Origin of the sequence: Kitasatospora sp. NPDC088160 (assembly GCF_044741445.1) — a bacterium.
Classification (GTDB): domain Bacteria; phylum Actinomycetota; class Actinomycetes; order Streptomycetales; family Streptomycetaceae; genus Kitasatospora.
Map to the genome: position 1 here is coordinate 97,385 of NZ_JBIUSS010000009.1, position 24,706 is coordinate 122,090.

The 24,706-nt window shown below is 76.0% G+C and carries 4 protein-coding genes; 3 read left to right on the forward strand and 1 reads right to left on the reverse strand.

Going from position 1 to position 24,706, the window contains the following annotated elements:
- Positions 1–128: 128 nt before the first annotated feature.
- From ACIOGZ_RS15745 to ACIOGZ_RS15755, 3 genes are read left to right on the forward strand one after another with little or no spacing between them, the layout of a single operon-like run.
- A complete protein-coding gene (locus tag ACIOGZ_RS15745) occupies positions 129–9,788 on the forward strand; it encodes an amino acid adenylation domain-containing protein (protein WP_400986192.1) in 9,660 nt (3,219 codons plus the stop codon).
- 11 nt (positions 9,789–9,799) lie between these two features.
- Positions 9,800–22,231 (forward strand): amino acid adenylation domain-containing protein, encoded by a 12,432-nt coding sequence (locus tag ACIOGZ_RS15750; protein ID WP_400986193.1) that lies wholly within the window; start codon positions 9,800–9,802, stop codon positions 22,229–22,231.
- Positions 22,228–23,511, forward strand: coding sequence for an MFS transporter (locus ACIOGZ_RS15755; protein ID WP_400803881.1), 1,284 nt, complete (start codon positions 22,228–22,230; stop codon positions 23,509–23,511). The genes ACIOGZ_RS15750 and ACIOGZ_RS15755 overlap by 4 nt, the downstream gene beginning before the upstream one ends.
- On the opposite strand, the gene ACIOGZ_RS15760 is transcribed toward ACIOGZ_RS15755, so the two are convergent.
- Complete coding sequence (locus ACIOGZ_RS15760; protein WP_400803878.1) at positions 23,508–24,647, reverse strand: sensor histidine kinase; 1,140 nt, start codon at positions 24,645–24,647, stop codon at positions 23,508–23,510. The two genes, ACIOGZ_RS15755 and ACIOGZ_RS15760, sit on opposite strands and share 4 nt — an antisense overlap.
- Between the last annotated feature and the right edge of the window lie 59 nt (positions 24,648–24,706).

Here is a 24,706-nt window from a genome sequence, read left to right on the forward strand (position 1 = left end):
GCGGCGGCGCACGGCAGTAACCAGCGTGTTCCGGACTCCCGCGACCCGCGGGAGTCCGAAGCCGTCGTCGGACCGGACGGCCGGGCGGCTGAACGGGCAGAGCAGACCGAAGGGCAGGAGACACGACCATGTCGCACGAGGCGGCTTCCCCGGACGCACGGCTCATCACTGGCACCGACCCGGCGTCGGCGGAGGCGGCGGGGTGGCACGCGGGACCGCCGGCGCCCGCCGCCGGCACCCTGCCCGAGCTGCTGCGCCGGCAGGTCGAGCGGGCCCCGAGGGCGCCCGCCCTGGTGTCCGGGGTCGGCACCCTCTCGTACGCCGAGCTGGACAGCCGGACCAACCGGCTGGCGCACCTGCTGATCGACCGGGGCGTCGGCCCCGGCAGCATCGTGGCGCTCGGCATGGCCCGCGGCGCGGATCTCGTGCTGGCGGCCATCGCCACCACCAAGGCCGGCGCCGCCTACCTGCCGGTCGATCCGGCCTACCCGGCCGAGCGGGTCGCCTACGTCCTCGCCGACGCCTCGCCGCGGCTGCTGCTCACCAACGGCGCCGGTTCGGTCCGGGCCGTCGACGGCCCGCCGGCCGTGCTGGACCTCGCCGACCCGGCCGTCGCCGAGGCGCTGGCGGGCTGCCCGGACACCGACCCGGCCGCGGCCGGGAAGGTCGGGCCGGGACACCCGCTGGACGCCGCGTACGTCATCTACACCTCCGGATCCACCGGGCGCCCCAAGGGCGTGGCCGTGCCCCACCACGGCCTCGCCGCCCTCACCGCCCAGCACGTCGCCCAGCTGGCGGCCGGCCCCGGTTCCCGGGTGCTGCAGTTCGCCAGCCCCAGTTTCGACGCCTCGGTGTTCGAACTCTCCATGGCGCTGCTCACCGGCGGCACGCTGGTCCTGGCCGATGCCGCGCGGCTGGTACCCGGTCCGGCCTTCGCCGACCTGCTGGCCGAACTGCGGATCACCCACGTCACCCTGCCGCCGGCGGTGCTCGCCACCCTGCCGGACGGGGCGGTCCCGGCCGGCGTCACCGTCGTCACGGCCGGCGAGGCCTGCTCCGCCGCGGTCGCGGCCCGTTGGGCGCCCGGCCGGCTGATGGTCAACGGGTACGGGCCGACCGAGTCCACCGTCTGCGCCACCATGAGCGACCCGATCCCCGGGGACGGCACCGCCCCCGACATCGGACGCCCGGTGACCGGCACCCGGGTGCACGTCCTCGACGAGTGGCTGCGGCCGGTCGCCCCCGGCGCCGTCGGCGAGCTGTACGTGGCCGGGGACGGGCTGGCGCTCGGCTACCTGGGCCGCCCCGGTCTGACCGCCGAGCGCTTCGTCGCCGACCCGTACGGACCGGCCGGCGGCCGCCTCTACCGCACCGGCGACCTCGCCGAGTGGACCGCGGACGGCGTGCTGCGCTACCGCGGCCGGACCGACGACCAGGTCAAGATCCGGGGCTTCCGGGTCGAGCTGGGCGAGGTCGAGGCCGCCGTGCTGACCCACCCGGCCGTCGCCGAGGCCGCCGCCGGAGCACCCGAGGACGAGCGCGGCCACCGCCGACTGGTCGTCCACGTTCGCGCGGAGGCGGGCCTGGCCGCGCCCACCCGGGCCGAGCTCGCCGCCCACCTGCGCCGCACCCTGCCCGAGCACCTGCTGCCCTCCGCGGTGGTCCCGGTCGGGCACTTCCCGCTCAACCCCTCCGGAAAGGTGGACCGCGCCGAACTGCCCGCGCCGGACTGGACCGGCCGCGGGGTCGCCCACGTGCCGGCGAACGGCCCGGTCGAGAAGGCCGTGGTCCGGATCTGGGAGGAGGCCCTCGGCACCACCGGTGTCGGGACCACCGACGACTTCTTCGACCTCGGCGGCGACTCGCTGCTGGGCGCCCGCGTCCTGGCCCGGCTGAAGGTGGAGTTCGGCACCGCACCGAGCCTGCGCGAGCTGTTCGCCGCGCCGACCGCGGGCGCGGTCGCCGCCCTGGTCGGACCGGCCGGGCACATCCCCGCCCCGGTCGGGGCCGTCGCGCGCGACGGCGCGCCGCGTGGCCGCGGCGGCACCGTGCCGATGTCCTTCGCCCAGGAGAGCCTCTGGTTCCTCCACGACGCCGCCCCGGCCCTGGCCGGGTACGGCGCCGCGGTCGGCATCGAGCTGGCCGGCGAACTGGACGACGAGGCGCTGCGCGCCGCCTTGGGCGCGGTGCTCGCCCGGCACGAGGTGCTCCGCACCACCTTCCGGGCCGGCGAGCACGGCGGCGTGCAGGTGGTGCACGAGCCCGGCGAGCCCGCGCTCGACGTGGTCGACCTCACCGCGCTGTCGGCCGGGAAGGCGGCGGACGAGCACGAGCGACTGCTCGCCGAGGCGACGGCCCGTCCGTTCGACCTGGTGGCCGGGCCGCTGCTGCGCGCCCTGCTGATCCGTCTGCCCGGGCAGCGGCACGTGCTGGTGCTGGACCAGCACCACATCGTCACCGACGGCTGGTCCACCCGCGCCCTGCTCCGGGAGCTCTTCGAGCTCTACGGCCGGGCCGTGCACGGGCCGCTCGGCCCGGTGGCGCCGGCGCCCGACCAGTTCGCCCGCCACGCCGCCGACCAGCGCGAACGGGCCCGGGCCGGCGCCTGGGACGCCGACATCGCGTACTGGCGCGAGCGGCTCGCGGACCTGCCGCCGCTCGACCTGCCCGCCGACCGGCCGCGCTCGGCGGCCCGCACCGGCGCCGGCGCCCTGCACCGGTTCCGTGTCCCGGCCGAGCTGGCCGCCGGGCTGCGCGCCCTGTCCCGGGCCCGTCGGGCCACCGTCTTCATGACGCTGACCGCCGCCGTGCACGTCCTGCTGGCCCGGCACAGCGGCCAGCGCGACTTCGCGCTCGGCATCGCCACCGCCAGCCGCCGCGACGGCGTGGACGACGACACCCAGGGCTTCTTCGCCAACCTGGTGCCGCTGCGCACCGCGCTTGACCCCGCCCGGCCGTTCGGTGAACTCATCGACGCCGTAAGGGAGTCCACCCTGGTCGCGGTCGAGCACGGCGAGGTGCCGTTCGACCGGCTGGTCGAGGCGCTGCGTCCGGTCCGCGAACCGGGCCGGATGCCGCTGGTGCAGACCGCCGTCACCTACCAGGAACCGCTGCTGCGCCCCGGGGCGGCGGCCGCCGGGCTCGACCTGGCCGAGGCCGAACTCCCGCGATCCTCCTCGCGGTTCGACCTGCTCTTCGAGTTCTGGAACCACGGCGACACGCTCGGCGCCGGCATCGAGTACAGCACCGACCTGTTCACCGCTGCCACGGTCGCCCGGCTGGCGGACCACCTGCTCGGCCTGCTCCGGTCGGCCGTCGCCGACGCCGGCGCGCCCGCCGGGGAGCTCGCCCTGGTCGGCGCGGAGGACGCCGGGGCCCGGCGGGCCCGGGCCGACTGGCACGACACCGAGACCACCTACCCGCGCGAGGCCCGGGTCCACGAGCTGTTCGAGTCCGTCGCCCGGCTCCGCCCGGATGCCGTCGCCCTGGTGCACGAGGAGACCGTCGTCCGCTACGGCGAGCTCAACACCCGGGCCAACCGGCTGGCCCGCCGACTCGCAGCCGCCGGGGTCGGGCGCGGCACGCTCGTCCCGGTCTGCGCCCGGCGCTCGCCAGGGATGGTCGTCGGGCTGCTGGCGGTGCTCAAGGCCGGCGGCGCCTACGCGCTGCTCGACACCGGCCTGCCGGTCGAGCGGCTGCGGCTGATGATCGAGGACCTGGCCGCGCCGGTCGCACTCGTCGGGGCCGACGCCGAGGCGACCGTCCGGGCGGCCTGGCCCGCCGCGGGCGACCCGGTCCTGCTGTCGCTCACCGACCCGGCCACCGACGCCGAGGACGACTCCGACCCGGCCGTCCCGGGCAGCGCCGAGGACCCGGCGACGGTGATGTTCACCTCCGGCTCCACCGGTCGGCCCAAGGGCGTGCTGGCGGCCCACCGCGCCACCGTGCGCACCTTCGTCGGCACCGACTACGCCCGGTTCGGGCCGGACGAGGTGGTTCTGCAGTCGGCGCCGATCTCCTGGGACGCGTTCTCCCTGGAGCTGTTCGGTGCGCTGCTGCACGGCGCCCGCTGCGTCCTCCAGCCGGCCCCCACGCCTGAGCCGGAGGCGATCGCCGAGCTCGTCGAGCGGCACGGCGTCACCACCCTGTGGCTGTCCTCCAGCCTGTTCAACGTGATGGCCGAGGAGTACCCGGGCGTCTTCGGGACGCTCCGCCAGGTGCTGACCGGCGGCGAGGCGGTCTCGGTCGAGCACGTCGGCCGGGTGCTGCGCCGCCACCCCGGGCTGCGCCTGGTCAACGGCTACGGACCGGTGGAGTCCATGGTGTTCGCCACCACCCACCGGATCACCGAGCGGGACCTGGAGCGGGCCTCGGTGCCGATCGGCCGCCCGCTGGCCAACACCCGGGTCCACCTGCTGGACCAGGACGGACGGCCGGTGGCGGACGGCGTGCCCGGCGAGCTGTACCTGGCCGGCGACGGCCTGGCGATCGGCTACCTCGGCCGGCCCGAGCTGACCGCCGAGCGGTTCGGCCCCGCGGTCTTCGACCCGGCCGAGCGGCTCTACCGCACCGGCGACCTGGCCCGGATGCTGCCCGAGGGCGTGCTGGAGTTCCTCGGCCGGGCCGACGACCAGGTCAAGGTGCGCGGCTTCCGGATCGAGCCCGGCGAGATCGTCGCCGCCCTGCTGCGGCTGCCGGAGCTGGCCGACGCCGCCGTCCTGGCACTGCCGGACGGCGCGGGCTCCAAGCGCCTGGTCGGCTACCTGGTGCCCCGGGCCGCCGAGCAGCGCCCGGACACCGCCGCGGTGCGCGCCGCGCTGGCGCAGCACCTGCCCTCGTACATGGTGCCGTCCGCCTTCGTCACGCTGCCGGCGCTGCCGCTGAACGCCGCCGGGAAGCTCGACCGGGCCGCCCTGCCGGTGCCCGAGGCCGACGCCGGGCGGGCCTACCTGGCGCCGCGCGACGAGAAGGAGCGGCTGCTCGCGGAGACCTGGGCCCGGCTGCTCGGCGTGGAACAGGTCGGTGTCGAGGACAACTTCTTCGAGCTGGGCGGGGACTCCATTCTCACCATGCGGGTCGCCGCCCGGGCCCGCGCCGAGGGGCTCTCCCTGCGCTCCGGTGACGTGATGCGGCATCAGACCGTCGCCGCACTCGCCGCCGTGGCGGTCTGGGCCCGGGACGAGGCGCCCGCCGCCGAACAGGGCCCGGTCGAGGGCGAGCTGCCGCTCACCCCGATCCAGCGCTGGTTCCACGGCACCGACCCGGCCCGGCCCGGGCACTTCGACCAGACCGTCCGGGTCGAACTGGCCCCCGGAGTCGACGAGTCGGCCCTGGAGCGGGCGCTGCGCGCCCTGTTCGCGCAGCACGACGCGCTGCGGCTGCGCTTCACCGGGGCCGTCGGCCACCACGCGCCCAGCCCGGGCGGCCCCCTGCTGCACGTCGTCGACCTGGCCGGCCTGCCGGTCGACGAGCAGGACCGCCGGATCGACGACATGGCCGAGCGGGCCGAGGAGTTCGACCTCGCGGAGGGCCCGCTGTTCGGTGCCACCCTGCTGCGCGGCGACACCGGGCGCCCGGACGTGCTGGTGCTGGCGGCCCACCACCTGGTGGTCGACGGCGTCTCCTGGCGCATCCTGCTGGAGGACCTCGCCGACGCCTACCGGCAGGCCGCGGTCGGCCGGGAGGTGCGGCTCGGCGCCAAGACCACCTCGTTCCGGGCCTGGGCGCTCGACCTCGAAACCCGCACCGCCGCCGGCGAGTTCGAGCCCGAGCGGGCCTACTGGGACGGCGTGCCGGACCTGGCGACGCCCCGGCTGCCGCGCGACCGGGCAGGCGCCAACACCGCGGCTTCGACCCGCACGCTGACCGTCCGGCTGACCGCCGCCGAGACGGACGCGGTGCTCCGGGAGCTCCCGGCCCGCTACCGGGGCGGCCCGGACGACGTCCTGCTGAGCGCGCTCGGCACCGCGCTGGCCGCCTGGACCGGCCTGCCGAAGGTGCTGGTGGACCTGGAGGGCCACGGCCGGGCCGAGCGGGACGGCACCGACCTGTCCCGCACCGTCGGCTGGTTCACCGCCGTGTACCCCGTCGCCCTCGACCTGCCCGACCCGGCCGCCGGCTGGCCGGCCGTGCTCAAGTCCGTCAAGCAGCGACTGCGGGACGTCCCCGGCGGCGGCCTCGGCCACGGCGCGCTGCGCGACGCGGCCGCCCACCGCACCGAGCGCGACCGCGCGCCCGAGGTGAGCTTCAACTACCTCGGGCGCTTCGAGGAACTGCCCGAGGGCGGCCCGTTCGAGGCGGGCACCCGGCCACGGATGTGGCTGCGGCAGTCCCCGGAGTCGGTCCGTCCCCACCTGCTCGACGTCATCGCCGTCCTCGGCGACGACGGCGCCCTGGAGCTGCTCTGGCAGTACTCCGACCAGGTGCACGAGGAGGCCACCGTACGGCGCCTCGCCGAGGCCACCGCCGACGCGCTGCGCGCGCTGGCCGCGCACGCGGGCGAACCCGGAGCCGGCGGCCGGACCCCCTCGGACTTCCCGCTGCTGCGGCTGGACCAGACCGCGGTGGACCGGCTGGCCGGTGACGGCCGAGCGGTGGCGGACCTCTACCCGCTCACCGCGATGCAGGCCGGCATGCTCTTCCACTCGTTGGAGGCCGCCGCCGAGACCGGCGGTCAGGACGCCTACTTCGCCCAGTTCGCCTTCGTGCTGGACGGCGTGGACCGCGTCGACCTGCTGGAACGCGCCTGGCGCAACACCGTCGACCGAACCCCGGTGCTGCGCACCACGGTCGCCGACACCGGGGCCGGCGGGTTCGTCCAGCGGGTGCTGCGGACCGTCCCCACCCCGCTGACCGTGCTGGACTGGAGCGGACTGGACGAGGCCGGACGGGCCGAGGCGTTGGAACGGCTCTTCGCCGCCGACCGCGCGCTCGGCGTGGACCTGGCCGACGGCCCGCTCACCCGGCTCACCGCGGCCCGGCTGGACAGCGGCTCGCTCCACCTGCTGTGGACCTTCCACCACGCGCTGCTGGACGGCTGGAGCCTCTACCAGGTGCTCTCCGACCTGTTCGCCGAGTACGCGGCGCTGCGCGCCGGCCGGCCGTCCGCCGCCGTCGAGCGGCCGCCGTTCCGCGACTACGTGGCCTGGCAGCTCGCTCGGGACACCGACGAGGCGCAGCGGTACTTCACCGAGCGGCTGGCGAGCCTGACCACCGCCACCCCGCTGCCCTTCGACCGCAGGCCGACCGGCGAGCACCGGGTCAGGTCCTCCGCGCGGCTGCGGGTGGAACTGCCGGCCGAGCTGTCCGCCCGGGTCTACCGGGCCGCGCGGGACCGACAGGTCACCGTGAACACGGTGGTCCAGGGCGCCTGGGCGCTGCTGCTGTCCCGGCTGTCCGGGCAGGGCGACGTCTGCTTCGGCGCGACCGTCTCCGGCCGCCCCAACGACCTCGACGGCGCGCCGGACATGGTCGGGCTGTTCATCGGCACCCTGCCGGTCCGTGCCCTCGCGGACCCGCGGGCCGAGCTCGGGCCCTGGCTGCGCGAGCTCCAGCAGGAGCAGGTGCGGGCCCGCGTCCACGAGCACCTGCCGCTCACCGCGATCCAGGCCCGCAGCGGGATCGCCGCCCCGGCCAGGCTCTTCGACAGCGTGCTGGTCTTCGAGAACTACCCGGTGGACGACGCCGCGCTCACCGTCGGCGGCCTCGCCCTGCGCGACGTGAGCGCCGACGCCGAGACCACCAACTATCCCGTGGCGGTGGGCGTCTACCCGACCGAGCGGCTGACCTTCTCGTTCGCCTACGACCCCGCCCTGTTCGACGAGCGGACGGTGCGGACCTTCGCCGACCGGCTCGGTCTGCTGCTGGGCGGCATGGCCGAGCCGGAGCGGGACGTGCCGACCCGGCTGATGGACCTGCCCTGGCTGACCGAGGACGAGCTGCGGCGGCACCTGACCGGCCACGACGACACCGCGGTCGTCGTGGACCGCACCACCGTGCCGGAGCGGATCGCCGCCCAGGCCCGGCGCACTCCCGCGGCGCTCGCGCTGACCGGCCCCGACGGCCGCCTCGACTACGCCGACCTGGCCGCGCGCTCCGACGCGCTGGCCGCCCGGCTGCGCGCCGCCGGGGTCGGCACCGAGGACGTGGTGGCCGTCGCCATGCGGCCCTCCGCGCTGCTGGTGGTGACCCTGCTCGCGGTGTGGAAGGCCGGCGCCGGATACGTGCCGCTGGACCTCCAGCACCCGGCCCGGCGGCTCGGCGCCCTGCTCGCCGAGTGCGGTCCGGTGCGGCTGCTGGCGGACGCCGAGGGCGCGGCGGCTCTGGACGGCGAGGCGCCGGCCGGCTGCCCGGTCGACCTGGTGGACCTGGCGGGCCTGGCCGGCCCGTACGACCACACCGGGGTCGTCCGACCCGCCCCGGCGGACACCGCGTACGTGCTCTACACCTCCGGTTCGACCGGCACCCCCAAGGGCGTGGTCGTCGAGCACGCCTCGCTGGCGCACTACCTGGCCCACGCCGCCGACGCGTATCCGGGCCTGCGCACCTCGGCCCTGCTGCACTCCTCGATCGCCTTCGACCTCACCGTCACCGCGCTGTGGACCCCGCTGACCCAGGGCGGCACGGTCGTGGTGTCCCCACTGGAGCCGGACGCGCTCGCCGAACTGGCCGCCGCCGGCACCGCGGTGGGCTTCGTCAAGGCGACGCCCAGCCACCTTCCGCTGCTGGAGCGCCTGCCCGACGTGGCGGCCGGCTCGGCCGACCTGGTGGTCGGCGGCGAGCAGTTGCCCGGCGAGAGCCTCGCCGGCTGGCGGGCCCGGCACCCCGGCAGCGCGGTGATCAACGAGTACGGGCCGACCGAGGCGACCGTGGGCTGCATCGTGTACCGGGCCGAGCCCGGGCAGCCGCTCGCCCCGGGCGCCGTCCCGATCGGCCGGCCGATCCGCAACACCCGGGTCCACCTGCTCGACGGCACGCTGCGCCCGGTGCCCGACGGCGTCACCGGCGAGCTGTACCTCGGCGGCGACGGCCTGGCCCGCGGCTACCGGGGCCGTCCGGCGCTGACCGCCGAGCGGTTCGTCGCCGCCCCGTTCGGTGCGCCCGGCGGACGGCTCTACCGCACCGGCGACCTGGCCCGGCGCCGCGCCGACGGCGTGATCGAGTACCTGGGCAGGGTCGACGACCAGGTGAAGGTGCGGGGCTTCCGGATCGAACTCGGCGAGGTGGAGAGCGCGTTGACCCGCCACCCGGGCGTCGCCGCGGCCGCTGCCACGGTCGCCGACGGGGTGCTCGGTGGGCACGTGGTGACCACCGGCGGCCCGGACGCGCCGGACGCTGCCGAGCTGCGCCGCTTCCTGGCCGGGCTGCTGCCCGAGCACATGGTCCCGGCGGGCTTCGCCTTCGTCCCGGCGCTGCCCCTCACCCCCAACGGCAAGGTCGACCGGGCGGCGCTCGGCCGACCCGCGGAACGGCCCGCCGAGCCCGCGGCACCGGAACCGCGGGAGCTGCTGACGCCCACCGAGCAGGCCCTGGCGGACATCTGGTCGGACGTCCTGGAGGTGGCGCAGGTCGGCCCGGACGACGACTTCATCGGCCTGGGCGGGGACTCCATCCGGAGCCTGGGCGTGATGGCGAGCGTCCGCAGGGCGTTCGGGATCTCCCTGTCGCCGCGGGAGGTCATGACGGCCCGGACCGTCTCCGAGCTGGCGGCGCTCATCGAGGACAAGGTCCTGGCGGACATCCTGGCCGCCGAGGGACTGGCGGACACCGGCACGAGCAGCGAGGCATGAGGAGCATGAGCATGAACGGTCCCACGTCCCGGCCCGACCGACTGTCGGCGCTGCCGCCCGAGGTGCGCGAGAAGCTGCTGCGGCGGCTGGCCGGCCGGGGAGCGGCCCCGGACGCGCCCGGAGCGCCCGCCGCCGCGGCGGACGCCGCGATCGGCGCCGGTCCGCGCCCGGAGGAGGTCCCGCTCTCCTCCGGCCAGCAGCGGCTCTGGTTCCTCAGCAGCCTCGCCCCCGAGGGCAGCGAGTACACCAGCGCCTTCGGCCTGCGGCTGACCGGTCCGCTCGACCGGGACGCGCTGGCCCGGGCGGTGGACCTGGTGGCGGAGCGGCACGAGGTGCTGCGCACCAGCTACCGGGTCGAGGGAGACCGGGTGCGCCAGGTCGTCCACCCGGCGGCGTCCGGGGTGCTGCGCCTCGCCGAGCCCGCCGCCGATGCCGGGGAGCCCGATGCCCGGGAGCCCGATGCCCGGGAGCCCGGTGCCGAGGAGCCCGGTGTTGCGGCCGTCGTACGGGCCGAGCTCGCGACGCCCTTCGACCTCGCGCGGGGTCCGCTGCTGCGTGCCCTGCTGCTGAGGTCCGCGCCGGAGCGGCACGTGCTGCTGATCACCGCCCACCACAGCGTCATCGACGGCTGGTCCTCGGGCGTGCTCTTCGACGAACTCGGCTCGGCGTACGCGGAGTTCGCCGCCGGCCGGACGCCACGCCCGGAGCCGGTCGCGGTCCAGTACGCCGACTACGCGCTCCGGCAGCGCGAGTGGCTGACCGGGCCCGGGGTGAAGGCCGGGCTCGACTACTGGGAGAGCAGGCTGCGCGGCGCCGAGCCGCTCGGCCTGCCCACCGACCGCCCCCGCCCGCCGGTCCGCGACACGGCCGGCGCCGTGCTGCGGCTGGCCGTGCCCGCCGCGACGACCGCGCGGCTCAAGGACCTCGCCCGGCGCGAGGGCACCACGCTGTTCCCGGTGTTGCTGGCCGGCTACCAGCTGCTGCTCGCCCGGCTCTCCGGGCAGCCGGACGTCACCGTCGGCACCGTCACCACCGGCCGCGGCCGGCCCGAACTGGAGCGTGCCGTCGGCTTCTACGCCAACACCGTCGCGCTGCGCACCGCGGTGGACGAGGAGGAGCCGTTCGCGGCGCTGCTCGCCCGGGTGCGGGACGGCGTGCTGGACGGCTTCGAGCACGACCAGGTGCCGTTCGACCGGCTGGTCGAGCTGCTGGAGCCGGTCCGGGACCCGAGCCGCACCCCGGTGTTCCAGACCATGATGGTGCTGCAGAACGCGTTCGGAGCCCCGCTCGCTCTGCCCAAGGTGGCCGTCGAGCAGCTGGAGCTGCCGCGCTGGGAGGCCACCGTCGACCTCGGGCTGGAGTTCGAGGAGCGCGACGGCGAGCTGGACTTCGGCCTGTCGTACAGCACCGCGCTGTTCGACGAGCGGACCGTCCGGGCGCTCGGCGAGCGGCTGGTCGCCCTGTTCGAGGCGGTCGGCGAGCGGCCGGACACTCCGTTGCGCGCGCTGCCGCTGGTCTCCGCCGAGGAGGCGGCCGAGCTGCGCCGCGGCTGGGACGCGGCGGCTGCCACCGCCGACGACGGCCCCGCCACCCTGGTCCAGGCCTTCGAGCGGCAGGCCGCCGCCACCCCCGGCGCGCCCGCCCTGGTGTTCCGGGACGAGCGGCTCGGCTTCGCCGAACTCAACGGCCGGGCCAACCGGTTGGCGAGCCACCTGCGGGCCCTGGGGATCGGCGCGGAGAGCCTGGTGGCACTGGTGCTGCCGCGCTCGACCGACTTCGTGGTCGCGCTCTGGGCGGTGCTCAAGGCCGGCGCGGTGTACGTGCCGATGAACTCCGAGGAGCCCGCCGAGCGGATCGCCGACCTGCTGCGCGGCATCCGGCCCGCGCTGGTGCTCGGCACCGGGGAGCTCGCGGACGCGGTGCCCGCCGAACTGCCCCGGCTGCTGCTGGACGAGCCCGCCGTGGTCGCCGCCGTCGCCGCCCGGGACGGGCACGACGAGCCCGCGGCCGCCCCGGCCCCCGGGGACGCCGCGTACGTCATCCACACCTCGGGCTCCACCGGCCGGCCCAAGGGCGTGGTGGTCGAACACCGCTCGCTGGCCAACCTGTTCGCCCGCCAGCGGGACGATCTGTTCCGGCCCGCAGCGGCCCTGCTCGGCCGCCCGCTGAGGGTCGCGCTGACCACGGTGCCGACCTTCGACGCGTCCTGGAACCCACTGATGGCGGTGGCCGACGGCCACACCCTGCACCTGGTGGACAGCGAGACCCGGCTGAACGCCGACGACCTGGTGGCCTACGCGCGGCGCGAGCAGGTGGACCTGTTCCAGCTCACGCCGTCCTTCGCCCGCCCGGTGCTCGACGCCGGCCTGCTCGCCCCCGCCGCGCCGCACCGGCCCGCCGTGCTGGTGCTCGGCGGGGAGGCGGTCGGCGAGGAGTTGTGGCGCGAGTTGGCCGCGACCCCGGGGCTGACCGCCCACAACTTCTACGGGCCGGCCGAGTGCACCGTCGACACCCTCGCCGCCCGGGTGGACACCGCCCGCGCGCCGGAGCTCGGCCTGCCGGTGCGCGGCACCCGGGCCTACGTGCTGGACGCGCACCTGCGCCCCGTCCCGGTCGGCGTGCGCGGCGAGCTCTACCTGGCCGGTCTGCCGGTCGGGCGCGGCTACCTGCACCGGGCCGCGCTGACCGCCGAGCGCTTCGTCGCCGACCCGTTCGGCCCTGCGGGCACCCGGATGTACCGCACCGGCGACCTGGTCCGCCGCACGCCGGACGGGCGGCTGGAGTTCGCCGGCCGCGGCGACGACCAGGTCAAGATCAACGGCGTCCGGGTGGAGCCGGGAGAGATCGAGGCGGCGCTGCGCTCCCACCCCGCGGTGGACGACTGCGCGGTGGTGCCCCGGGTCGGCCGGGCCGGCGTCCAGCGGCTGGTGGCCTTCGTGGTGCCGAGCGCCGCGGTGCCGGGCGCGGCCGCGCTCCGCGCCCACCTGCACGGCCTGCTGCCGGACTACCTCGTCCCCGCCGCCTTCGCCTTCCTGACGGCGCTGCCGCGCACCGCCGGCGGCAAGACCGACCGCCGGGCCCTGCCGGAGAGCGCCGTGGAGCCGGAGCCGGCCACCGGCTACGTGCCGCCGCGAACCGAGGTCGAACGGGCTCTGGCCGGGATCTGGGCCGAGCTGCTCGGTGCCGACCTGGTCGGCACCGAGGACAACTTCTTCTCCCTCGGCGGCGACTCCATCCTCAGCATCCAGGCCGTATCCCGGGCCCGGGCCGCCGGGTTCCGGCTCCAGTCCAGGGACATCCTGGTCAAGCAGACCATCGCCCGGATCGCCCCCGGCGTCACCACCGCGGCCGACACCGCCCAGCAGTACGAGCACCGGGGACCGGCGCCGCTGGCCCCGATGCAGCACCGGCTGCTGGCCGGCGCGGCCGACATCCCCCGGTTCACCATGTCGCTGCTGCTGGAGCTGGTTCCCGGCACCGACCCGGCCGCACTGGTGCGGGCGCTGGAGGCCCTGGTCGCCCACCACCCGGCGCTGCGCACCCGGTTGCGCCGCGCGGACGGCGGCTGGCTGCAGGAGGCCGTGGCGCACCAGGACGGCCCGCTGCTGAGCCGCCGGGACACCGCCGGCCTGGGCGGGCCGGAGCGCGCGGCGGTGCTGCGCGAGGAGGCGGAGTCGGCCCGCCGCGCCCTCGACCCGGAGCACGGCCCGGTGCTGCGCGCCGTGCTGTTCGACGAGGGTGCCGGGGCCGGCCCCCGGCTGCTGCTGACGGCGCACCACCTGGTGGTCGACGGCGTCTCCTGGCGCATCCTGCTGGACGACCTCGCGACCGGCTACGAGCAGGCCCGGGCCGGCCGACCGGTCGACCTCGGCACCCCGACCACCTCGTTCGCGGCCTGGTCCGCCAGGCTCGCCGAGTACGTCCGCGACGGTGGCCTGGACGTCGAACTCCCGTACTGGCGAAGGATCGCCGAGGAGTCCTTCGAGCTGCCCACCGACGGCACGGGGCCCAATACGGCGGCCTCATCGGAGCGCGCGGACTTCGCCCTCACCGCCGAGGAGACCGAGGCGCTGCTGCGCGACGTCCCGCCGGTCTACCGGACCAGGGTGGACGACGTGCTGCTCACCGCCCTGGCCGGCGCGCTCGCCGAGTGGACCGGCCGCGAGCGGGTGCTGGTCGGCCTGGAGGGGCACGGGCGTGAGGACGTCCTGCCCGGCGCCGACCTCTCCCGCACGGTCGGCTGGTTCACCGCCGTCCACCCGGTCGCGCTGACGGTGGCGGCCGGCGACGGGGTCGCCGCGCGACTGAAGTCGGTGAAGGAGCAACTGCGTGCCGTCCCCGCCAAGGGCTTCGGCCACGGCGCGCTGGCCGCCCACCGGGCGGGCTTCACCCCGGCCGCCGCGCCGGCCGTGACCTTCAACTACCACGGGCAGCTGGACGGCGCCTTCGCCGCCCGCTTCCTCTACCGCGCCCACCTGGGCGACGGTGGGCCGCAGTGGGACGGCGACCACGAGCGGAGCGCGCAGATCGAGGTGGTCGGCGCCGTCTCCGACGGGGTGCTCACGCTGTCCTGGTTCACTTCCCGGGCGCTGCACCGGCCGCAGACCGTCCGGCGGCTCGGCGAGTCGCTGCTGGCGCACCTGCGGGCCGTCATCGCGCACTGCGCCGAGCCCGGTGCCGGTGGTCGCACGCCGTCCGACCACCCGTTGGCCCGGCTCGACCAGGCGGCCCTCGACCGGCTGGTCGGCGACGGCCGGGGCGTGGACGACGTCCTGCCGCTCACCCCGTTGCAGGACGGCATGCTCTTCCACACCCTGACCGACCCGGACGGCGGCGCCTACGTCGACCAGCTGGCCCTGCGGTTGGAGGGACTGGCCACCGCCGAGGCGCTGGCCGCGGCCTGGCGCGAGGTGTTCCGGCGCACCGACGTGCTGCGCACCACCGTCCGCTGGGAGGGCGTGCCCGAGCCGGTCCAGCTGATCCGCTCGGACCTGGAGCTGCCGGTCGAGCTGCTCGACTGGCGCGGGGACCCCGACCCCGGCCGACGGCTGGACGAGCTGGTCCGGGCCGAGCGCGAGCGCGGCATCGACCTGGCCGCCGGGCCGCTGATGCGGATCGTCCTGGCCCGGGTCGACGACCGGACCGTGCACCAGCTGTGGACGTTCAGCCACCTGCTGCTGGACGGCTGGAGTACCGCCCAGCTGTTCGAGGAGGTGCTGGAGCACTACGTCGCCGCCGTCGAGGGGCGGGCCGCCCTCCCGGTCAGCCGGCCGTCGTTCCGCGAGTACCTGGAGTGGTTGGCCGGGCAGGACCGCGAGGCCGCCGTGGCGCACTGGCGGCAGGTGCTGGCGGGCTTCGCCGAGCCCACCGCGCTGCCGGTGGACCGCCAGCCCGCCGCCGACCACCGCACCCGGGCCGTCGGCTCGCACAAGCTCGCCCTGGACCCGGCGGTCACCGGGGTGCTGGCCGACTGGTGCCGGGAGAACCGGATCACCCTCAACACCCTGATGCAGGGCGCCTGGGCGATCCTGCTGTCGCGGCACGCCGGCGAGCCGGACGTGGTTTTCGGTGCCGTCGTCTCCGGGCGTACCCCCGAGGTGCCGGGGATCGAGAGCGGCATCGGCATGTTCGTCAACACCGTCCCGGTCCGGGCCCGGGTGGCCGGACCGGAGGCGGACGGTGACCTCGGGGCCTGGCTGCGCGCCCTGCAGGCGGCGCAGGCGGAGAGCACCGCGCACGACTACCTGGCCCTCTCCGACATCCGGCGCTGCGCCGAACTGGCCTCCGGGGAGCGGCTGTTCGACAGCGTGGTGGTCTTCGAGAACTACCCGGTCGCCGAGGGCGCCACCGGCCGCGACGGGGTGGGCGTCCAGGTGCTGCGCTCCTCGGACAGCAGCACCGTGCCGCTCACCGTCAGCAGCCACGCCGACACCGCGCTGCGGATCGAACTCACCTACGATCCCGAGCTGTTCGACGCCGCCACCGTGGAGCGGATCGGCGGCCGGCTGCGCACCCTGTTGGAGGGCGTGGCCGCGGACCCGCACCGCGGGCCGGCCGCGCTGCCCTGGCTCACGGAGCGGGAGCGGCACACCCTGCTCGTCGAGTGGAACGACACCGCGCGCCCGCGCCGCACCGAGACGCTGGTCCAGGAGCTGTTCGACGCCCAGGTCGCCGCCCGCCCGGACGAGGTGGCCGTCCTGGAGGCGGACGGCGGGGCTCCGCTGACCTTCCGGGAGCTGAACCGCCGGGCCAACCGGCTCGCCCGTCGACTGGTCGCCGCCGGCGCCCGACCGGGCGAGCGGGTGGCGCTGCACCTGGAACGCTCCACCGACATGGTGCTCGCCGTGCTCGCCGTGCTGAAGTCCGGCGCCGCCTACGTGCCGCTGGACCCGGCGTACCCGCGCGAGCGGCTGGAGTTCATGCTCGAGGACGCCGAGCCAGCGGTGGTGCTGAGCCACGCCGCGATCGCCGACCGGCTGCCCGGCCACGGCGGTGCCCTGGTCACCGTCGAGTCCGTCGAGTCCGTCGAGTCCGTCGCCGACACCGGCCCGGAGACCCCGCCGGAGGTCGCCGCCGGGCCGGACGACCCGGTGTACGTGGTGTACACCTCCGGCTCCACCGGCCGGCCCAAGGGCGTGGTGGTGACCCACCGGAACCTGCTCCACATCGCCGGCGCCTGGGACGAGCTGTACGACCTGACGGAACGCGGGTTGCGCTTCGTCTCCATCACCAGCCTCTCGGTGGACCTCTTCCTGGCCGACCTGCTCCGCTCGGTCTTCTTCGGCGGTTCGATGCTCGTCGTGCCGACCGACCTGGTCACCGACCCCGCCCGGCTGCTCGCGCTGGTCGAGCGGGTCGGCGGTACCGCGATCGAACTGGTCCCCTCACTTGCCAAGGCACTGGTCGAGGAGGTCGGGGGGCGCGGCGAGCGGCTGCCGGCCTTCCAGGTGATGTCGGTCGGCTCGGAGGGCTGGCGCGTCGACGACTGCCGCGAGCTGCTGGAACACGCCCACCCGGACACCATGGTGGTCAACGCCTACGGGGCGACCGAGGCCACCGTCGACTCCACGGTGTTCGTCCCCACCCCCGAGCGGCTGGCCCGCCTCGCCGCCTACGTGCCGGTCGGCAGCCCGATCGGCAACACCCGGGTGTACGTCCTCGACGAGCGGGGCGAGCCGGTGCCGGTCGGCGTGCCCGGCCACATCCACATCGGCGGTGACGGCGTGAGTGCCGGCTACTGGCGGCGTCCCGAGCTGACCACCGAGCACTTCCTGCCCGACCCGTTCACCCCGGGCGGCCGGCTGTACCGGCCGGGCGACCTGGGCCGCTGGACGGCCGACGGCGTCCTGGAGTTCCTCGGCCGGGCCGACCACCAGGTCAAGATCCGCGGCTTCCGGATCGAGCTCGCCGAGGTCGAGGCGGCGCTCACCGCGCTGGACGACGTGGCCGAGGCGGTCGTGGTAGCCCGCCGCGACCGCGGCCGGGACCGGCTGGTGGCGTACGTGGTGCCCGCCGTGCCCGGCGCCGGGATCGACCCGGCCGGGCTGCGGTCCCGACTGGCCGTCGGCCTCACCGAGGCGATGGTGCCCTCGGCCTTCGTCGGACTGGAGCGCGTCCCCCTGCTGCCCAACGGCAAGACCGACCGCCGGGCGCTGCCCGAGCCGCCCGAGGACCTCGCCCTCGGCGGCGAGTACCTGGCCCCCGAGGGCGCGTCGGAGACCCTGCTGGCCGGGATCTGGGCGGAGGTGCTGGGCGTCGAGCGGATCGGGGCCGAGGACAACTTCTTCGAGCTGGGCGGTGATTCGCTGCTGAGCATCCGGGTGGTGTCCCGGCTGCGGCAGCACGTGGACTCCGGGATCTCCCCGCGCGCCCTGTTCAGCGCGCCGACCGTCCGGTCGCTGGCCGTGCTGCTCGCCGCCGAGCGGGAGGCGCCCGCCGACGCGCTGGTGCCGGTCGGCCGGGAAAGTGCCCCGCCGCTCTCCTTCGGCCAGCAACGGCTCTGGTTCCTCGGGCAGTTCGGCGGGACCGGCGCCGAGTACAACTCACCGCTGGGCCTGCGGGTGCACGGCCCGTTGGACGCCGACGCGCTGGAACTGGCGCTGGCCGACCTGGTGGACCGGCACGAGTCGCTGCGCACGCTCTTCGGCCAGGTCGACGGCGAGGGGCGGCAGTTGATCGCTCCGGCGGGGAGGCCCTTCGCGCTGGCCCGCACCGACCTGTCCGGCCACCCCGCGCACGAGCGCGAGGACCGGCTGCGGGAGGCCGTCGGCGCCGACGGCGCCACCCCCTTCGACCTGCGCACCGGGCCGCTGTTCCGGGCCCACCTCGTCCGGCTGGCCGAGGACGAGCACGTGCTGACCCTGGTCCTGCACCACATCGTCACCGATGGCCGCTCGGCCGGCGTGCTGGTCCGCGACCTCGCCGAGCTGTACCGCGTCCGGCGGCACGGCGGTACTGCCGACCTGCCGGAACTCCCCGTCCAGTACGCCGACTTCGCGGCCTGGCAGCGTGCCCGTTGGGAGAGCGCGGGGAGCGGCCTGCTCGACTGGTGGCGGGAGCGGCTGGCAGGCCTGGAGCCGCTGGAGCTGCCCACCGACCGGCCCCGGCCGCCGGTGCGCGGCCGCGAGGGGGCGCAGTTGGAGTTCGCCGTGGACGCGGAGACCGCCAAGCGGCTCAAGCGGATCGCCCAGGACCGCGGCGCGACGCTGTTCACCGTGCTGGTCGCGGCGACCCAGCTGCTGCTCGCGCACTGGTCGGGCCAGGACGACATCGCGGTGGGCACCGTCTCGGCCGGTCGCGACCGGCCCGAACTGGAGCAGGTGGTCGGCTTCTTCGTGGACACCCTGGTGCTGCGCTCCGAGGTGGACTGGGAGGAGGGCTTTGACGGCTTCCTCGGCCGGGTGCGGGAGTCCGTCAACGGCGCCTTCGCCCACGCTGACGTGCCCTTCGACCGGCTGGTCGAGGCGCTGCGGCCGGAGCGCGACCCGAGCCGCACCCCGCTGTTCCAGGCCATGGTGGTCCTGCAGGACGCCCCGGGCGGCCCGGTGCGCCTCGACGGCGCCCACACCGAGGAGTTCGGCCTGCCCACCGGCGGCGCCGCGTTCGACCTCACCTTCCAGTTCCAGGAGACCGACCGCGGCCTGGACGCCGCCCTCCAGTACAGCGTCGGCCTGTTCGACCGGAGCACCGCCCGCCGGATGGCCGACGCCCTGGTCCTGCTGCTCGGCGGCATCTCCGAGCGCCCGTGCGACCCGCTGCGCGAACTCCCCTACGTCCCGGCCGGGGAGCTCGTGCTGGAGCCCCGGCGCTGGCACCGGGAGCCGGACGAGGAAGCCGGCGTGCTCGCCCACGAGCTGGTGGGCCGGCGGGCCGAGGAGCGCCCGCACGCGGTGGCCGTGGTCGCCGACGACGGCACCGAGGTCTCGTACGGTGAACTCGACGCCCGGGCCGGGGACCTGGCCCGCCGCCTGGTCGCCCGGGGCGTCACCCCGGACACCCTGGTCGGCGTGTTCGCCGACCGCGGGGTGGAGATGGTGGTGGCGGCGCTCGCGGTGCTCAAGGCCGGCGGCGGCTACGTGCCGTTGGACCCGCAGTACCCGGCCGACCGGATCGGCGCGATGATCTGCGGCACCGCGGTCCCGCTGCTGCTCACCCAGGCGCACCTGGCCGAGCGGCTCCCCGAGGGGCCGTTCACCGTCCTGCGGATGGACGGGGCGGACGGGTCGGACGGCGATGCGGCCCCGGCCGGCACCGCGCTGCCCGGCGAGCCGGGCTCCCCGTACCGGGTGGAGGCCGACCACGTCGCGTACGTGGTGCACACCTCCGGTTCCACCGGCCGCCCCAAGGCCGTGGTGATCAGCCACGGCGCGATCGCCCGGACCGCCCGGGTGCTGCGCGAGGCCTGGGACATCACCGCTGACAGCCGGGTGCTGCAGTACGCGCCGGCCAGCTTCGACGGCGGGGTGTGCGACCTGTTCTGCACCCTCACCGCAGGCGGCGCGCTCTGCCTCACCAGTCCGCGCCCCGCACCCGACCCGGCCGGGGAGATCATCCGGACCGGCGCCACCGTCGCGGTGCTGCCCCCGGCGCTGCTGGCGGTGATGGACGCCGAGCGGCTGCGCGGCCGGCTGCCCACCGTCGCCGCCGCCGGCGACGTCTGCCCGCCCGACCTGGTACGCACCTGGTCACAGGGCCGGGAGTTCTTCAACGTGTACGGGCCGAGCGAGGCCACGCTGGTCTCGACCCTGTGGAGCCCGGGCGAGCTGCACGAGGGCGCCCCCGTGCCGGTCGGCACCGAGCTCAACGGCGTCGGCCTGCACATCCTCGACCGCCACCTGCGGCCGGTGCCGGACGGCGTGCCCGGCGAGCTCTACATCGACGGCCCCGGGCTCGGCCGCGGCTACGCCGGACAGCCCGGCCTGACCGCCGGACGGTTCGTCGCCAACCCGTTCGGTGGGCCCGGAAGCCGGATGTACCGCACCGGCGACCTGGTCCGCCGGGTGGCCGGCGGCGAGCTGGAGTTCGTCAGCCGCACCGACACGCAGTTCAAGGTTCGTGGCCACCGGGTCGAGCCCTCCGAGATCGAGGCCGTGCTGCTGCGCGAGCCCGGCGTCGGGGACGCCGCCGTGGTGGTCTTCAAGCCGGAGGGCGGCCGCGAGCTGCTGGCCGCGTACGTGGCCCCGGGCGCCCGGTCGGGCGCCTCCGAGCTCTCGCCTGCGGTGCTCAGGGACGCGGTGGCCCGCGCCCTGCCCGGCTACATGGTGCCGGCCGCCGTCCAGGTGCTCGACCAGCTCCCGGTCGGCACCAACGGCAAGGTGGACCGGCGCCGGCTCCCGGCGCCGACCGGACCGGACACCGCCGTGGCGGCCCGGGTGGCGCCGCGCGGCCGGAAGGAGGAACTGCTCGCCCGGATCTGGGCGCAGACGCTCGGCGTCGAGCGGGTCGGCGTCGAAGACAGCTTCTTCGACCTCGGCGGCGACTCCATCCTCAGCATCCAGGTGGTCGCCCGGGCCCGCCGGGCCGGGCTGCGGCTGGACGCCCAGGACGTCTTCCTGCACCAGACCGTGGCCGAACTCGCCGCCGTCGCCACCGAGGTCGGCGACGGCGCGGCCGAGGGCCGGCCGCCGGCCGTCGGGCCCGTCCCGCTGACCCCGGTGCAGCGTTGGTTCTTCGACACCCACGACCACCCGCACCACTTCAACCAGTCGGTGCTGCTGGAGCTCGGCGCGCCGGCCGACCGCGCGGCGCTCACGGCCGCGCTGGAGACCCTGGTCGAGCACCACGACGCGCTGCGGATGCGTTACACCCGCACCGGCGACGGCTGGGCCCAGGAGAACCCGCCCTACCGGGCCGGCGAGCCGCTGCTGCGGGTGGTGGACACCTCCGCCACCCCCGACGGCGAACTGGGCGCGCTGCTGGACCGGGAGGCCCGCGCCACCCAGGCCGGATTCGACCTGGGCCGCGGCCCACTGCTCGCCGCCGTCCTCTTCGAGTCCGGTGGACGCCGCCGCGACCGACTGTTCCTGACGGTCCACCACCTGGTGGTCGACACCGTGTCCTGGAACATCCTGCTGGACGACCTGGACGCGGCCCACGCCCAGGCGGCGGCCGGTCGGCCGGTCGACCTCGGCCCGCGGAGCACCACCTTCCAGGAGTGGTCCGCCCGCCTGGTCGAGCACGTGCGCTCCGGGGGGCTGGACCACGAGCTCGACCACTGGAACGGGGTCGGCGCCGCCCGGCCGGTGCCCCGCGACCTCGACGGCGTCGCCACCGTGGGCGGCGGCCGGGAGGTGCGGGTGCGGCTCGGCGCCGAAGACTCGGCCCAGCTGGCCGAGCACGCGCCGACCGTCTACCGCACCAAGGTCGAGGAGATCGCGCTCGCCGCGCTCGCCCGGGTGCTGGCCCGCTGGACAGGCGAGGACGAGGTCACCGTCGACCTGGAGGGCCACGGCCGCGAGCGGCTGCTCGACGACGTCGACCTGTCCCGGACGGTCGGCTGGTTCACCGCGGTGCACCCCGTCCGCCTCACCGTGCCCGAGGGCGACGACTGGCGGGCCCTCACCCGCGTCGTGCGGCGGCAGCTGCGTGCCGTCCCCGGCAAGGGCCTGGGCCACGGCCCGCTGCGCCACCTGCACCCGGACACCCCGCTCACCGGGCCGGACCCGGACGTGGTGTTCAACTTCCTCGGCCGGCACCGCAGCGACGGCGGGCCCGGCAGCGGGCTCGTGCACACCGTGCACGGCGCGATCGGCCAGGACCTCGGCCCGGACGACCGGATGGAGCACGTGTTGGAGATCGTCGGCGGGATCCACGACGGACGGTTGGAGTTCACCTGGTACTACTCCCCGGCCGTCCACCACCACGGGACGGTGGAGCGGCTGGCCGCGGAGTTCGCCGGCGTGCTGCGCGCGATCGCCGACGAGTGCCGGGAGGTGCGGGGATGAGCGAGCTCGCACCCGCCGCCGACCGCCCGGCGGCCGTCACGGAACCGGAGCTCCCGCTCCGCCGCAACCGGGTCTACCACCTGCTGTGGATCGGCACCACGGCCTCCGAGACCGGTCTCAACGTCTCCACCATCGCCTTCCCGCTGCTCGCCCTCGCCACGACCGGCTCCCCCGGGGTCGCCGGCGCGGTGAGCGCGGTCAACGCGGTGGCCCAAGTGGCCGTCGGGCTGCCGGCCGGTGCGCTGGTGGACCGCTGGAACCGCAAGAAGATCATGGTGGTCTGCGTGCTGGTCCGGGCGGTGATGCTCGGCCTGCTCGCGCTCGCCGCCGCCACCGGGCACGTCACCACCTGGCTGCTGCTGCTCACCGCGGCCGTCGCCGGGGCGGCCACCAGCCTGTTCGACCCGGCCGAGCGGGCCTCGCTGCCACTGGTGGTGACCCGCGGGCAACTGCCCACGGCGCTCTCGGTGAACACCGCGCGGATGCACCTCGGGCAGCTGGTCGGCACCTCGGGCGGCGGGTTCCTGTTCGGCCTGGGGCGGGCCGTTCCATTCCTCGCCGACGCCGTCGCCCACCTGGTGGCCTTCGTGACACTGCTGTTCGTCCGGCTGCCGAAGCAGGAGCGCAAGCCCTCCCCGATCTCGACCATCCCGCGTGACATCGTGGCCGGCTTCGCCTTCCTGGTGCGCCAGCCGTTCATGCGCTCGACCACCCTGCTGCTGCTCGGCCTCAACCTGCTGTTCCAGGCGCTCTACCTGGTCGTCATCGTGGCCGCCGAGCAGAACGGGGCCTCGCCGGGGAAGGTCGGCACGATGGCCGCGATGTTCGGCGTCGGCGGCCTGATCGGCGCGCTCGCGGCGCCGCGGATCTCCCGCTCGATCACGCCCTACCAGGCCGTGGTCGGGATCATCTGGCTGCTCGCGGTGCTCGTCCCGCTGATGTCCGTCACGAGTGGCGCGCTGGTCTGGGGCGGCTTCCTGGCCGCCATGGCCTTCCTCGCGCCGACCGCGTACACCGTCGTCGGTACGCAGCAGATCCTGCTCACCCCGGACGGCATGCGCGGCCGGCTGAGTTCGGCGACCAACCTGTTCAACGGCGGCGCGCAGGCCGGCGGCGCGGCCCTGGGCGGGCTGCTCTCGCAGTGGCTGAGCGGCACCGAGGCGATGCTCGGCTGCGCCGTCGGCCTGGCGATGCTCGGGCTGGCCGGCGCGGCGGCGGGCTCGCTGCGGCTGCCGTCCGCCGATCAGGTGAGGGACGTCGGTCAACCCGGAGAGGACTAATCGCCCGAACGGGTGAGAGTGCCCCGAGCGTGCCCGGCCGGGCCGCCCGCCCCGTCGCCGACGTCGCGGGCGGCCGGGACGCCGTCCAGCGGCAGGAGGACGGCGACCTGCCAGCCGCCGTTCGCGCAGGCCCCGGCGGTGAGCTCGCCGCCCAGCCCCGCGACCCGTCGACGCAGCTCCCGGATGCCGGTGCCGCCGCCCTCGCGGTCGACCGCCGCCGCGGCGTCCGCCCGGGCGCCGGCCGGAACCGGCTCGTTGTAGATCAGGACCCGCAGGGCGCCGCCGTCGGCCACCCGCTCGGCGGTGACCGTCACCCTGGGCGAGGCGGGGGCGTGCCGGCGGACGTTGGTGAGCGCCTCCATCACCACCCGGTAGCCGACCGCGCCGACCTGCTCCGGCAGGCCGTCCACGGCGCCGGGGGAGAGTTCGAGCCGGGCCGGGATCATCCCGGTGCGCTCGAACCGGTTCATCAGGTCCGGCAGCTCGTCCAGCGAGTGTGGCCGGGCCGCCGCGTTCTCCTCGGGATCGTCCGCCGCCGGCTCCTCCCCGCCCCGGCCCGGCCGGCGGTCCTCCTCCAGCTCGCTGAGGATCCGGATCGTCCGGTCCATCGACTTCAGCGCCTGGATGCCGGCGCTCTCGATCTGCGGGAGCAGCGCCAGCGCCTTCTCCGGCGACTCCTTGGCCAGCATCTGGGCCGCCTGCGCCAGCACCATCACCCCGGTCACGTCGTGCGCGGCGAAGTCGTGCAGATCCCGGGCGACGTGCAGCCGTTGGGCGCGCCGCTCCTCCGTGACCGCCAGCTTGCGTCGGCTGTCCAGTGAGCGCAGGTAGCAGGACGCCCCCACCGCGGCCACCGCGGCCAGGCCCCAGACCACGCAGAGCCCGATGGTCTCGCGCGGCCCGGCCGGCGGGTCGAGGGTCAGCGCGATCCGCAGCGGCAGCAGGGTCACGGTCACCAGCAGGAGCAGCCCCAGCAGGGCGGCGACCGCCGGAGCGGACCCGCGCACCGCGGGCATGACGGTGACCAGCAGGGCGACCGACTCGACCAGGATCCAGAGCCCCGAGGTGTTGTCGGCGGGGCCCTCGTAGCGGAACGTCGCGTACAGCGAGATCGCGCAGGCCACCGGGACGGTCACCGGGTTTCGGGTCCGCGGTTGCCCCGGCAGCCACACGATCAGGACCGCGGCGGCCAGCA